Consider the following 13,800-nt stretch of genomic DNA (forward strand, 5'->3'; position numbering starts at 1 on the left):
CTGTCGCACCCCCGCGGTGACGATTTGCCACAACCGGATGCGGCCCCTGATACTTGGGGCTGGTGCCCGCAGCGTAATCGGGCCGTCGGCTGATTTTTGCTCCACAAAAGGTTTTACTGTCTATGTCCGCCTTCCCTGTCACCGTACGTGGCACCACGCTGTTCCTGGACGACACCGCCGAGCAGCGCCGCCACAAACTGGCCCGCATCGTCCTCGATAGCCTGACCCAGTTCGCAGGCGTGCTCGATCCACAGGGCAATGTGCTGGATATCAATCCCGCCGCCATGCAGGAGGCCGGCATCGCGCTGGACGAAATCTCCGGCAAGCCCTTCTGGAATACCTGCTGGTGGCAAGGCGCGGAAGGCATCCGGGACAGCTGGCGCGACGCCATCGGGCGTGCCGCCCGGGGCGAGACCGTCCGCTGGGATACCCACCTTTGCGTCAAGGCCGGCAACACGGCCCTGCGCGACGTGGACGTCACCCTCACCCCCGTCAGCGACGACCAGGGAACGGTGCAATTGCTGATCGTCGAGGCGCGTGACATCTCGGGCCAGAAGATGCACGAGCGCGAGGCTTCGCGCCGGCAGGCGGCCCTCGCCCAGTTGCAGGACCTGGCCGCGCTGCCGGACCCCGACACCGGCCAGGTCGACCCCGACCGCGAGCACACCGCGCAGGTGCTGCAACGGGTCATCGAGCGCCAGGCCCAGATGAACCAGTCGCTGGAAGCCATGGTGGCCGAGCGCACGGCCAGCCTGGAAGCCGCCAATACCCGGCTGCGCGACGAGGCCTACGAACGCGCCCAGATGGAATACGCGCTGCGCCAGTCGCAGAAGATGGAAGCCATCGGCAAGCTGACCGGCGGCGTCGCGCACGACTTCAACAACCTGCTCCAGGTCATCGGCGGCAACCTGCAACTGCTGGTGAAGGAAATCTCCGCCAGCGGCAACGAGCGCGCCCAGACCCGCCTGCGCAATGCGCTGAACGGCGTGTCGCGCGGTTCCAAGCTGGCATCGCAACTGTTGTCCTTCGGCCGGCGCCAGCCCTTGGCTCCCACCGTGGTCAACCTGGGACGCTTCGTGCGCGGCATGGACGACATGCTGCGCCGCGCCCTGGGCGAAGGCATCGAGGTCGAAACCGCGGCCGCCGCCGGCCTGTGGAACACCCTGGCCGATACGTCGCAGATCGAGAACGCCGTGCTGAACCTGGCGATCAACGCGCGCGACGCCATGGAAGGCCACGGCAAGCTGACCATCGAGGCCGGCAATGCCTCGCTCACCGACGTCTACGCCGCGCGCCATGCCGACATCGATCCGGGCGAGTACGTGATGCTGGCCATCTCGGACACCGGCCCCGGCATGCCGCCCGAAGTGCTTGAACACGTCTTCGAGCCCTTCTTCACCACCAAGCCCGAGGGCCAGGGCACCGGCCTGGGCCTGAGCATGGTGTATGGCTTCGTCAAGCAGTCCAACGGCCACATCAAGATCTACAGCGAGCCCGGCGAAGGCACCACGGTGCGCATCTATCTGCCACGTGCCGAACAGGCCGAGGACACCACGCCAGAACCCGAGCTGGGCCCGGTGGTGGGCGGCACCGAAACCATCCTGGTGGTGGAGGACGACGAACAGGTGCGCGAGACCGTCGTGGCCATGCTGTCCGACCTGGGCTACGGCATTCTCAAGGCCAAGGACGCCGTCAGCGCCCTGGCCATCGTCGAGAGCGGCGCGCCGGTCGACCTGCTGTTCACCGACGTGGTCATGCCGGGTCCGCTGCGCAGCCCCGACCTGGCCCGCCAGACGCGCCAGCACCTGCCCGACGTGGCGGTGCTGTTCACCTCGGGCTACACCGAGAACGCCATCGTCCACGCCGGCCGGCTGGACGCGGGCGTCGAACTGCTCAGCAAGCCCTACACGCGCGAAGCGCTGGCCCGCAAGGTGCGCCATGTGCTGCGCAATCAGCAGCAGCGCAACCTGGCGCGGGGCCAGGGGCCTGCCGCCAAGGGCTGAGCCCTCCCGCGCCCCCTGTCCCGCAGCCGTGGGGCCTGATGCCGCACCGCGCGGCCTGGCCCCGCTACCTATAATGGCCGGCACTTCCCCCGATTCGCCACGCAAAGGATCACCGCGCCATGTTCGACATGCCCGCCGATGCCACGCAAGTCCTGCAGGAACACTTCACCCCGCAGCAGGTCCAGGCCGTCACCCGGGCGCTGGTGCCTGCCATCATGCTGCAACCCGCCAAACAGAACGCGGCGCAGCCTGGCGCCACCCGTCTGGGCGGCACGCCCGACATGCCCGCGGACGCCCAATGGCCGCGCCCGGCGCCCCCCGAGGATCCCGAAGCGATCGCCAAACGCGGCAACGACGCCGCCGCCGCCGAGATGCGCGCCCACCTCAAGGCCAACCTGCCCTATGCCTTCATGGGCCAGATCGACCTGGACGAAGCCCACGCGCTGGGCGACGTCGCCCGCCCGCTGCCCCCGCATGGCCGGCTGCTGTTCTTCTACGATCTGGCCGTCGGCCCCTGGGAAACCGGCATGCGGCCGGCACGCGTGCTGTGGGACCAGACCCCGAGAGAGGCCCTGAAGCCGCTGGCCATGCCGCCCGATCTCGCGCGGGCCATGCAGCAACAGCAGCGCGAACTGCGCGACATGATCGTCCGCTACCGCGATAAGCCGTCCGAAGCCCTGTCCACCAACTACGGCGCGCCCGCGCACTTCATGACGCTGAAGTACGCCCTGCGGCTTCCGCATCCTGAAGCGCTGGAAGCCGAGCCGTTGATGAAAAGCCAGAACGCGGAAGACGGCACGGATTTCTCCGACACCTACATGGACGCGCTGGACCAGTTGGGCGAGTACTACCCCGACCCCGGCTGGAAGCGCCATCAGCTGCTGGGCAGCCCGCTGCCCGAGCAGAGCGACCCGCGCTATGACGCCGTGGTCGTCACCAGCTTCGGCAAGCAGCACCTGAGCCGCGAGGAATGGCAGTCGCACGCCGAGCGCATCCAGATGCTGGCCCGGCAATGGCGCCTGCTGTGGCAGGTCGACCTGTCCGACTGGGGCGGCGAACTGAGCGAAGGCACCGTGTATTTCCTGATCCGCGACAGCGACCTGGCCGAACGGCGTTTCGACCAGGTAGTCGCGGTGTACCAGCAGACCTGAATTCCACGCCGTTCCCGGCGCCCTTTTTTCATCACCGGAAGCAACCGCTTGAACACCACCGCCTACGATCCCGCCCCCGCCGCCGAACTGCTGGCCACCGCCTGGCGCGGCGCGCCGCAACTGAAGGAACTGCCCGCCGACCAGCGCCCGGCCGACCTCGACCAGGGTTACCAACTGCAGGACCGCTTCATCGCCGCCCTGGACACCCCCACGGCCGGCTGGAAGCTCGGCCTGGGCAGCCCCGCCAGCCTGCGGGCCGCGAACCTGCGGCGTCCGCTGATCGGCCGCCTGCTGAAGGCGCGCGTGCACGCCGACGGCGCCACCGTGCGCCTGACCCGTCCCGACACGCCGTTCACCGTGGAGTTCGAGATCGCCTTCGTGCTCGCGCGCGACATCGCCCCCGGCGAGGCGCCCGCCAACGTGCTGGACGCCATCGCCAGCACGCACACGGCCTTCGAACTGGTGCAGTCTCGCTACCTCGACCGCCGCGCCGTGGGCCTGCCCAGCTTCGTGGGCGATGGCGTGGGCTTCGACGCCTTCGTGCTGGGCGCGGAAATTGCTGCCACGTCCATCGACGACGTGATTCCCAGCGCCCGCATCGAGGTCGACGGCGTCGAACACGCCGTGGCGCTCAGCGGCGACGACCTGTCGTATCCGCTGGACTCGCTGCGCTATCTGTTCGACTTCGCCCGCGAACGCGGCATCACGCTGCGCCAGGGCGAAATCGTCACCGCCGGCGCCATCGCCAAGCCCTTCGACCTGCCGCGCGCGGGTGTCACGGTGGTGGGTCACTACGCAGGCGGCGCCACGCGCGTCACGCTGGCCGCGACACGGAATATGTCCCGCTAGGCAACGACAGCGGCTGGCAACGGTGGTCAGCGCGTTGGTCTGGCGTGGATACGAGGACTACCCTTTCCCCACCCGATAGGACGTCGGCGGCGCGGTGCCGTTCACCGCGTACGCCCCCACTTGCCGCTCGCGATAGATGCGCGGATTGTGCGACGAGATCGTGCGCGCGTTGCGCCAGTACCGGTCCAGCCCCTCGGTACGCAGCGTCGCCGACGCGCCCAGGGCATCGAACAGATCGGTGCTGGCATCCAGCACGAGCCGGGTGATGACGGACACCGACTGATCGACCTCGACATGGGCCAGCGTATCCGCACGACGGCGTTGCACCTCGCCGGCGGCAGGATCCTCATGCGCATCATGGCTGCCCTGGATGGCGCGGGCCGCCTGCAAGGCAATCGCCCGGGCGGCATAAGCGGCGCTACGCGCCCGTCCCACCACTTGCAGGATCTGCGGATCCTCCGATACGCGCGCCGCGTTGCCGTGGCTGTAGACGCGGTCGCGCTGGCGCACCCGCTGCGCCACGTCATCGGCCAGCGCGCGCCCGATGCCGGCGATCGACGCCAGATGCACCAATTGATAGAACGGCACCGCGTAGGGAAACCGCTCCGCCGATGGACGCAACCAGTCCGGCTGGATCGCCACGTCCGTGAAGCGCGCCGTGCCGCTGGCCGTCAGGGCCTGGCCGAAGCCGTCCCAATCGTCCAGCACCTCCACGCCGGGCGCCGTGCGCGGCACCTGGAGATAGACTGTGGCGTCGCCTTCCTGCGCGGCCACGCCGATCCAGTCCGCGAACAGCGAACCCGTGGTGTAGAACTTCTGGCCATTCAGCCGTGCGCCGTCGGCCGTGCGCGTCAGGTGGGTGGAAAACGTGCCGACCTTGGCGCTGCCTGCTTCGGACAGCCCTGCGCCGATCAGCGTGCCCGTGGCCAGGCGGTCCAGCCAGCGCGCCCGCCACGGTGCTTCGCGTGAATTCAACACGTCCTCGACGAAGCCCAGATGGGCCCGCAGGGCGTTGACCACGTTGGTATCCGCCGCGCCCAGTTCCACGAGCAGGGCGAACAGTTCGGGCAGGGTCGCGCCCGCTCCGCCAAACTCGCGCGGCAGGCGCACGCGAGCGAAGCCGGCCTCGCGCAACCAGGCGATCTCTTCGTGCGGCAGGCGATGGTGTACATCGCGCTCGACGGCGCTTGCGCGGATGCGGGCGAAGAGGGGCCGCCACGCCTGCGCCAGGGACTCATAGCGCGCGCTGGGCGCGGCGCCCCAGGCGCCGGAATCCGCAGGACTGTCGAACGTAGCGGCGGCCGGTGCGGACAGGCCCTCCGCATGGACAGTCCCCGTCGATGTGAAAGCGCGCGTGGAATCCGTCATGCCATGCTCGCTTCTTCGGTAGGTTGCGACGCGCGCACCGGCGCCGCGTACGGCCATGCCGGCCGCTGCAATCCGAGATGCTCACGCAGGGTACGCCCCTCGTACTCCGTGCGGAACAACCCGCGCCGACGCAGTTCGGGCAGCACCAGTTCGATGAAATCGCGCAGTCCCCCCGGAAAGTACGGCGCCATGATGTTGAACCCGTCCGCCCCGCCTTCCTCGAACCACTGCTGCAGCTGATCCGCGATGCTGGCCGGCGTGCCCACTACCTGCTGATGGCCGCGCGCCCCGGCGATGTGCAGGTACAACTGCCGGATCGACAGCTTGTCCCTCCGAGCCGCTTCCACCAACAGGTTCTGCCGGCTCTTGGGACCATTGGTCTCGGGCAGTTCCGGAATCGGCCCGTCCACGTCCAGGCCCGAAAGATCCACGCCGCCCAGCACGGTGGACAGCAGCGCCACGCCCACCACCGGATCCACCAGCGATTGCAACTGCTCGAACTTCTCGTCGGCCTCGGCCTGCGTGCGCCCGACCACGGGAAAGATGCCTGGCATGATCTTCACGTCGTCCGGATGCCGTCCGTACGCGGGCAGCCGCCCCTTGATGTCGGCGTAGAACTCACGTGCTTCGTCGAAGGTCTGGTGCGCCACGAAGATGACTTCGGCCGTGCGCGCGGCCAGGTCACGGCCCGCGGGCGAGGCTCCTGCCTGCACCACCACCGGATGGCCCTGCGGCGAACGCGCCACGTTCAGCGGCCCACGCACCCGGAAGTGCTGGCCATGATGATCCAGCACGTGCAGCTTCGCCGGATCCAGATGGATGCCGCTGCCCTTGTCGCGCGGGAAGCTGTCGTCCTCCCACGAATCCCACAGGCCGCGCACCACGTCGTGGAACTCGGCCGCGCGCGCGTAACGCTGCGCATGATCCGGCAAGGCCTCGAAATTGAAGTTCTGCGCCTCGGCCGTACTGCTGGACGTCACCAGGTTCCACCCAGCGCGCCCGCCCGAGATCTGGTCCAGCGAAGCGAACTTGCGCGCCACGTTGTAGGGCTCGTGGAACGAGGTGGACACCGTGGCGATCAACCCGATGCGCTCGGTCACGGCAGCCAGTGCCGACAGCAGCGTCAGGGGCTCGAAGAAGGCGGCGCGCGAGGTGCGCGCCAGCGACGCCAGGTCGGTGCTGCGCACGCCCGACGAATCGGCCAGGAACACGGCGTCGAACTTGGCGGCCTCGGCCAACTGGGCCAGCTCGGCGAAATGACGGAAATTGGTGCCCGCGTCGGCCTGCGCATCCGGATGCCGCCAGCCGGCGATGTGGTGGCCGGTCTGCATCAGGAAGGCGCCCAGGCTGAACTGGCGTCGGGATCGTGTCATGGTCATCCTTTGTGGGCTTGGGGAACGGGCAGGCCCAGGTGCTCGCGCAGCGTGCTGCCCTCGTAATCGGTGCGGAACAGGCCGCGCTTCTGCAGAATGGGCACGACGCCATCCACGAAATCCTTCAACCCGCTGGGCAACAGGCCGGGCATCAGATTGAAGCCGTCCGCCGCGCCGCCCTTGAACCAATGCTCGATGTCGTCGGCGATCTGCTCGGGCGTGCCCACGATCTCGCGGTGCCCGCCGCCGCCGGCCATTTCGGCCAGCAGCTCGCGCAGGGTGTAGTGGTGCAGCCGCGAACGGGCCAGGATGGCGTGGAAGAACGTGTGTCCGCCATTGCCGCCATTGGGCAGCGGCAGGTCCTGCGGCAAGGGCTTGTCCAGGTCCAGCAGGTCGGGCGGCACGCCCAGCCGGCCCGCCAGCCGCCGCAGCGCATGCTCCGGGGGCACCAGCTCGATCAACTCGCGGTGCTTGCGCCGGGCCTCGGCCTCGGTGCCGCCCACGAAGGTGCCCAAACCCGGGAACACCTTGATGCCGTTCGGGTCACGACCCAGCGCCTGCGCGGCGCGCTTCAGTCCCTGGGCATACGCCACCGCCTCGTCGAACGACTGCGACGCCGAGAACACCGCCTCGGCATGCCGCGCGGCCAGCGCCTGCCCGTCCGCCGAGCCGCCCGCCTGCAACAGCACCGGATGCCCCTGCGGCGAACGTGGCTGGTTCAGCACGCCGTCCACGCGGAAGAACTCGCCGCGATGCGCCACGGCATGCAGCCGGCGGGTGTCGACGAAGCGCCCCGAGGCCGGATCGGCGATCAGCGCGTCGTCCTGCCAGCTGTTCCAAAGCGCCTTGACGATGCCGGTGAATTCACCGGCGCGCCGGTAACGCGTGGCGTGATCCGGCACGGTCTCCTGGCCGAAGGCCCGGGCCGAGCCCGCGTCGGCGGTCGTCACCACGTTCCACCCTGCCCGGCCGCCGCTGATCAGGTCCAGCGAGGCGAAACGGCGCGCGATGTTGTAGGGCTCGTTGTAGCTGGTGGATGCCGTGGCGATCAGGCCAACGCGCGAGGTCGCCATCGCCACCGCCGTCAGGATCAGCGTGGGTTCCAGCGCCGTGACCGGTCCCGTGGCCAGGCCATCGGTGGCCACCGAGTCGGCCAGGAAGATGGCATCCAGCTTGCCGGCCTCGGCCACCTGGGCCACGCGCACGTAGTGCCGCACATCGATGAAGCCCAGCGGATCGTTCTCCGGCACGCGCCAGGCCGAAGGCGCGAAGCCCTGCAGCCAGGCATTGACGTTCAGGTGCAGTCGGCGGGGAGCAGCGGCAGCCATGTCACGGCACCAGTTTGGCTTGCACCGGCACGATGAAGCCCTTGTAGTGGTCGGTGATGTATTGCGCCACCTCCGGCCCCGTCAGGTAGTCGGCCAACAGGCGCACGCGCGGATCGCCGACCAGCTCCTGCCGCGTGGTCAGCACATTGGCGTAGGGATTGTTCGCCTTGTCTTCGAGCGACAGCGCCGCGCGCGGGTCCACGTCGTTGGTCAGGGCGATGTCGCCGTTGATGAACGAGGCCTCCACGTCGGGCAGCGACTTGGCGCGCAGGCGCGTCTCCGTCGGCACGAAGCGGAATTTGCGCGGATTGGCGACGATGCTCTTCTCGTCGATCGCCACGGCCGCGGCCGACCCGTCCGACTTGCCGTGGTTCAGCTGGATCAGGCCTTCGTTCTGCAGGATGAACAACGCGCGCGGCAGGTTGGTCTGCTCGTTGGGCACCAGGAACGAGGCGCCTTCGGGAATGTCCTTCACCGACTTGTACTTGGCGGAGTACAGCCCGAACACATTGACCAGCACCGTGGCCACGTTCACCAGCTTGCCGCGGGCCTCGGGATGCGCGGCGATCCACGAATCGAAGTACGGGCGATGCTGCGTCAGGTTGGCCTCGACGTCGCCCTTGAACAGCAGCACGTTCGAGTCCAGCCCCTGGCTGCTTTCGATCACCTTCAGCTTCAGGCCACGGCCGTCCTTGTCGGCCAGCTTCTGCACGAAGCGCAGCACGTCGCCTTGCGGCGTGGGCGTGGCGTAGATGCGCAGCGGCTCGCTCGGCACGGCGGCGCCCTGCGCGGCCAGGCTGTTGCCGGCGGCCAGCACGCCCAGCGCGCAGGCGGCGGCCAGGACGAATTGCCTTTTCCGGCGGTCGGGGGCATGCGGCATGATGACTTCCTTTCTTATCTCGTTGAATGACAGGGGAAATGAAACGGATGGCGTCAGCGCTTGTGCCGCCGCAGGCGGATCCACGCGTCGCCGGAAATCTGGATGAACTGCACGATGGCCACCATCGCCACCACGGCGATCACGATCAGTTCGGTGAACCAACGCTGGTAGCCGAAGGTCATGGCGAAGTCGCCCACGCCGCCCGCGCCGATGGCGCCGGCCACCGCCGTGCCTTCCACCAGGCCCACCAGGATGATCGTGGCCGAGCCGATGATTCCGGACAGCGATTCCGGCAACAGGATGCGGAAGATGAATTGCGGCGTGGTCACGCCGATCGCCCGGGCCGCGTCGATGCGGCCCTGGTCCAGTTCACGCAGGTTCGCCTCGATCAGCCGCGAGAAGAACGGCGTGAAGCCGATGGTCAGCGGCACCAGCGCGGCGGCCGGCCCCAGCGGGGTGCCGATCACCATGCGCGTCACCGGGATCAGGATGACGATGAGAATGATGAAAGGGATCGAACGCCCGGTGTTCACCACCGTGTTCACCGCGTGGTACAGCACGGGCCGCGGCCGCCACGAGCCCGGCGCGCTCAGGTACAGCAGCAGGCCTGTCGCGATGCCCAGCGTGATCACGAACACGCCGGCCAGCGAGGTCATGTACAAGGTCTGTCCCAGCGCTTCCCAGAAGTCCGGCAGATACTGTTTCCAGTCCCGATTGCCCATCACGCCACCTTGCCCAGCACGATGCTCTTCTCGCGCAGGATGGACGACAACGCCTCGCGCGCCGTCGCGGCCTTGCCGCGCAGGTCGAAATCCACCTTGAAACGCGCCGCCTCCACACCGCCCAGCCGCTCCACGCCGCCCGACACCACTGCCGCCGTCACGTCCAGCCGCCGCGCGGCCTCGGAGAAGAACGTGCTTTGCTCGCGCACGTCGGCCAGGATCACGTCGTAGCGCACCCAGCCCTCTTGGGGCCCAAGGCCCAGGTCGGGCGCGGGCAGCAATTGCCGGCCCAGGTACGAGTCGGCGTCATGCAGCAGATCGCGCACGCGCCCCGTTTCCACGGTCCTGCCATGCTGGATCAGCGTGACCGCGTCGGCCGCGTGCCGCACCACATCCCACGAATGCGTGATCAGCACGATGGTCAGGCCCAACTGCTGCTTCAACGACAACAGCAGGTCCAGGATCACCGTCGTGGTTTCGGAGTCCAGCGCGCTGGTGGCTTCATCGCACAGCAACACCTGCGCGTCCGACACCAACGCGCGGGCGATGCCCACGCGCTGCTTCTGCCCGCCCGACAACTGCGACGGATAGGCGCCCTGCTTGCCACGCAGCCCCACCAGTTCGATCAACGCCTCGGCCTTGCGGCGGCGCGCCTGGCGCGACACGCCGCGCACCGCCAGCGGAAACTCCACGTTCTCCAGCACGGTCTTGCCATGGAACAGATTGAAGTGCTGGAAGATCGTGGCGACCTGGCTCAGGTACTGGCGCGCCGCGCCGCCCTTCAGGCCATCGAGCCGCGTGTCCCGAAACCAGATCGAACCGCGGGTCGGCGTCTCCAGCAGGTTCAGCAGGCGCAGCAACGTGCTCTTGCCCGCGCCCGATGTGCCGACGATGCCGAAGAACGCCCCCGAGGGAATATTCAGCGAGACGTTGTCCAATGCATGGATGGTGTCGGCGCCACGCGAGAACGTCTTCGATACGTTCTCCAGTTTGAAGATGGAGTTCATCGGTGCTGCAATGCCTCAGCGGCGAAACGGGCGATGAAAAATACGTTGAGGCACGGTGCCACGGCGCTTGGCGCCGGTCATGTCGAAGGGGATATTCATATTTCAGAAAGCTTGGGTTTCTCGGGGTCTTGATCAGGTTTTTTTGATTATTGGCCCGAGGCGCGTAGCGCCAAACGAATAAATTTCCATATTGATATCGCATGCGCGCCAGCGGTTTTTCGCGGCATATCGATAGTTGGAATAGGTCGTTTCTGCCGGCGAAAACGGCCGGTAGACGCGCGCGCGGAAACCCGCGGCGCTATGATTCAACGGTCAGACGAGGCATGCCCATGACGACGAAAAAAACTGCTGAGGAAGTCTGCGCGGCACAACTTATAGATGGCCGCATCCAGGAACTGGACGACTGGCGCGGCCAGGCGCTGGCGCGCGTGCGCGCGCTGATCCATCAGGCGTTGCCCGACGTGGTGGAAGAATGGAAATGGCGGGTGCCGGTGTGGTCGCACGGCGGCATCCTGTGCACCGGTGAAGCCTATAAGCGCGCGGTGAAACTGACGTTCGCGCACGGCGCGGCGCTGCCCGATCCCGCCGGGCTGTTCAATGCCAGCCTGGACGGCAACACGCGCCGCGCCATCGATATTCCCGAGGGCGGCGCGCTGGATGAAACCGCATTCAAGGCGCTGATGCAGGCCGCCGCGGCCTGGAACGCCGAAAGAAGGAAATGACGCTCGAGCGGCTTACGCGTCGGCCCGCTCGGATATCTCGATCAGATTCAGATCCGGATCGCGCAGGTAGATGGAACGGATCGGATAATTCGCGCCCGTGCGGCGCACCGGCCCCTCGATGATCGTGGCGCCACGCGCCTTCAGCGTCTCGATGACCTTGTCCAACGGCTCCGAAGCGATGAAGCACAGGTCCAGCGCGCCCGGCACCGGCAGATGCGCCTTGGGCTCGAACTCCGATCCCTTCACGTGCAGGTTGATCTTCTGCTGGCCGAACTTGAAGGCGCGGCGCCCCTGGCCGAAGGTTTCCAGCGTCATGCCCAGCAGGCCCACATAGAAATCGACGCAGGCCTGCTCGTCGGTGGTGGTCAGAACCAGGTGGTCGAGATGATCGATCATCGGAAGGCGTCCTCGTTGTCTGAAAAGCGCGCGGCAAGTATGCCGCAATCCTGCCCGCCGTGCCCAGGCAGACTCATGCGGCGATGAAGACCTCGGGGGAAGCGGCCTGGCGCGCCTTGGCCCGCATCAACTCACGGATCTTCATGGCATCCGCTTCGTCCGCGGGGTGGTAGACCAGCATCGCCAGATCCGGCCGGCCGTCCACCGAGAAGGATGAATACTCCAGCGCGATCGTGCCCAGCACGGGATGACGCAGCCGCTTCACGCCCTCGCCGAAGCTGCGCACGTCGTTGTCGCGCCACATGGCGGCGAACTCAGGACTGTCGCGGCACAGCTCGTCCACCATCGGCTGCACCATCTGCGCCGCGCCCGCACGCGCCGCATCGCCGCGAAACACGCCCACCACGAAGCGCGCCACCGCCTCCCAGTCGAAGTTGATCTCGCGCGCCCGGGGATTCAGGAAAATCTGCCGCAGCACGTTGCGGCGTTCCGGCGGCATGGCGCCGTAATCGCTCAGCACCACCGTGGCCGCCAGGTTCCAGGCCACGATGTCCCAGGTGGCGGTGCGTATCATCGCCGGGCAGGCATCCATGGCATCCAGCACGCGCTGCAGCCTGGGCGTGACGCCCTCGGCGGGCCGATACCGCACTTCGGGGGGCCGCCCCAGTCCCAGCAGGAACAGATGCTCGCGCTCGACCTCGGTCAGCATCAGCGCCTGCGCGATGCGGTCGAGCACCTGCGCAGACGGCGCGCCGCCCCGGCCCTGCTCCAGCCAGCTGTACCAGGTCGGGCTGATGTTGGCGCGCTGCGCGACCTCTTCGCGCCGCAGTCCGGGCGTACGCCGCCGTCCGGCGGGATAGCCCAATGCCGCGGGATCGAGGCGGATGCGCCGCTCGCGCAAGTAAGCGCCCAGTGTGGAATCGTGGGTCATGGGCCGATCCTGTTGAGTTTTATACCTGGATAATCTCTCGTCTTTAACAGGATGATAAACCCGCCCACACTGCCTCTGCACACAGAAACAGGAGGTGCATATGCGTGTATTCGTCACGGGCGCCACGGGCTGGGTCGGCTCGCGGGTGGTCAAGGAACTGCTAGATGCCGGACACCAGGTGCTGGGCCTGTCCCGCTCGGAAGAGAAAGCGGCGCGGCTGGCGCAGGCCGGCGCCCAGGTGCTGCGCGCCACGCTGGACGACCTGGACCAACTGGCTGACGCGGCCAGCGGGTCGGACGCCGTCATCCACACCGCGTTCAACCACGACTTCTCGACATTCGCCGACAACGCCAGGCAGGACCAGCGCGCCATCGAGGCGCTGGGCGAGGCCTTGGCGGGCACGGACAAGCCGCTGCTGGTGACCTCCGGCGTGGCGCTGCTGGCGCCCGGCCGCGTGGCGACCGAGACCGACCTGCCGCCGACATCCCACGCCGATTACCCCCGTCGCTCCGAGGCCGCGGCCATCGCTCTGGCCCAGCGCGGCCTGCGCGCGGCCGCCGTGCGGCTGGCGCCTTCGGTGCATGGCGTGGGCGACCATGGATTCATCCCCATCCTGATCGGCCTGGCGCGCCAGACAGGCGTGTCGGCCTATATCGGCGAGGGCGTCAACCGCTGGCCGGCGGTGCATGTGTCGGACGCGAGCCGCCTGTACCGCCTGGCGCTGGAAAGCGGCGTGACCGAACCCGTGTATCACGCCATCGCGGAAGAAGGCATCGCCATGCGCGACATCGCACAGGCCATCGGCAAACGCCTGGGCGTGCCGGTCGAGTCCCGCGACCGGGCGCATTTCGGCTGGTTCGCGGCGTTTGCTGGCGCGGACATGCCCGCCGCGAGCCGCCACACGCGTGACGTGCTGGGCTGGCGACCCGCGGGACCGGAACTGCTGGCGGACATCGATCATCCCGATTACTGCGGCGCCTGAAAACCGCGGGGCGGTGGTCTTTCCAGCCCCGCGCCGCAAGCGATACTCGGCTGGCGGCGATGCGTGCGCCACGGGCAATCGGCACGCA

Annotated in this window: 12 protein-coding genes and 2 pseudogenes; 6 read left to right on the plus strand and 8 right to left on the minus strand. The window is 67.9% G+C overall.

The features are described 5' to 3' along the window. Positions 1–122 precede the first annotated feature (122 nt). The 4 genes and pseudogenes from A7W11_RS29140 to A7W11_RS16115 all read left to right on the plus strand — a co-directional run. A pseudogene (locus A7W11_RS29140) lies at positions 123–560 on the plus strand (PAS domain-containing protein); the annotation flags it as partial. Positions 561–806: 246 nt separating this feature from the next. Next, positions 807–1,964 (plus strand): annotated as a pseudogene (locus A7W11_RS29145) (ATP-binding protein); the annotation flags it as partial. Between the two features lie 158 nt (positions 1,965–2,122). Continuing rightward, positions 2,123–3,154, plus strand: a complete 1,032-nt coding sequence (locus A7W11_RS16110; protein ID WP_066415106.1) for a DUF1963 domain-containing protein — start codon at positions 2,123–2,125, stop codon at positions 3,152–3,154. Between the two features lie 48 nt (positions 3,155–3,202). Next, positions 3,203–4,003, plus strand: a complete 801-nt coding sequence (locus tag A7W11_RS16115; protein ID WP_066415110.1) for a 2-keto-4-pentenoate hydratase — start codon at positions 3,203–3,205, stop codon at positions 4,001–4,003. A gap of 57 nt (positions 4,004–4,060) precedes the next feature. Here the strand turns inward: A7W11_RS16115 and A7W11_RS16120 are convergent, their stop codons facing one another. From A7W11_RS16120 to A7W11_RS16145, 6 genes are read right to left on the minus strand one after another with little or no spacing between them, the layout of a single operon-like run. Continuing rightward, complete coding sequence (locus tag A7W11_RS16120) at positions 4,061–5,371, minus strand: acyl-CoA dehydrogenase family protein (RefSeq protein WP_082887281.1); 1,311 nt, start codon at positions 5,369–5,371, stop codon at positions 4,061–4,063. Beyond that, on the minus strand, positions 5,368–6,744 hold the full coding sequence (locus A7W11_RS16125; RefSeq protein WP_066415113.1) for an LLM class flavin-dependent oxidoreductase: 1,377 nt from the start codon (positions 6,742–6,744) through the stop codon (positions 5,368–5,370). The genes A7W11_RS16120 and A7W11_RS16125 overlap by 4 nt, the downstream gene beginning before the upstream one ends. 2 nt (positions 6,745–6,746) lie before the next feature. Then, entirely contained in the window at positions 6,747–8,072 is a 1,326-nt protein-coding gene (locus A7W11_RS16130) for an LLM class flavin-dependent oxidoreductase (protein WP_066415116.1), read from the minus strand. A gap of 1 nt (position 8,073) precedes the next feature. Further along, complete coding sequence (locus A7W11_RS16135; RefSeq protein WP_082887282.1) at positions 8,074–8,952, minus strand: MetQ/NlpA family ABC transporter substrate-binding protein; 879 nt, start codon at positions 8,950–8,952, stop codon at positions 8,074–8,076. A 53-nt stretch (positions 8,953–9,005) separates the two neighbouring features. Beyond that, the gene (locus tag A7W11_RS16140; RefSeq protein ID WP_066415118.1) at positions 9,006–9,674 is read right to left on the minus strand and encodes a methionine ABC transporter permease; all 669 of its coding nucleotides are present in this window, start codon (positions 9,672–9,674) and stop codon (positions 9,006–9,008) included. Next, positions 9,674–10,681 carry a methionine ABC transporter ATP-binding protein gene (locus tag A7W11_RS16145; RefSeq protein ID WP_218188605.1) on the minus strand — a complete coding sequence of 336 codons (1,008 nt, stop codon included), beginning with the start codon at positions 10,679–10,681 and terminating at the stop codon, positions 9,674–9,676. Before A7W11_RS16145 ends, A7W11_RS16140 begins: the two co-directional genes overlap by 1 nt. 329 nt (positions 10,682–11,010) lie before the next feature. On the opposite strand from A7W11_RS16145, the gene A7W11_RS16150 reads away from it, so the two are divergent. Beyond that, the gene (locus tag A7W11_RS16150) at positions 11,011–11,403 is read left to right on the plus strand and encodes a DUF1801 domain-containing protein (protein ID WP_412778735.1); all 393 of its coding nucleotides are present in this window, start codon (positions 11,011–11,013) and stop codon (positions 11,401–11,403) included. 12 nt (positions 11,404–11,415) lie between these two features. On the opposite strand, the gene A7W11_RS16155 is transcribed toward A7W11_RS16150, so the two are convergent. Then, positions 11,416–11,799, minus strand: a complete 384-nt coding sequence (locus A7W11_RS16155) for a VOC family protein (RefSeq protein ID WP_066415125.1) — start codon at positions 11,797–11,799, stop codon at positions 11,416–11,418. Positions 11,800–11,872: 73 nt separating this feature from the next. After that, entirely contained in the window at positions 11,873–12,730 is an 858-nt protein-coding gene (locus A7W11_RS16160; protein ID WP_066415129.1) for a helix-turn-helix transcriptional regulator, read from the minus strand. A gap of 100 nt (positions 12,731–12,830) precedes the next feature. Here A7W11_RS16160 and A7W11_RS16165 point away from each other — a divergent pair, with 100 nt between their 5' ends. Beyond that, on the plus strand, positions 12,831–13,712 hold the full coding sequence (locus tag A7W11_RS16165) for an SDR family oxidoreductase (RefSeq protein ID WP_066415132.1): 882 nt from the start codon (positions 12,831–12,833) through the stop codon (positions 13,710–13,712). Positions 13,713–13,800: the final 88 nt, after the last annotated feature.

It is taken from the genome of Bordetella ansorpii (genome assembly GCF_900078315.1).
GTDB classification, from domain to species: Bacteria; Pseudomonadota; Gammaproteobacteria; order Burkholderiales; family Burkholderiaceae_B; genus Bordetella; species Bordetella ansorpii.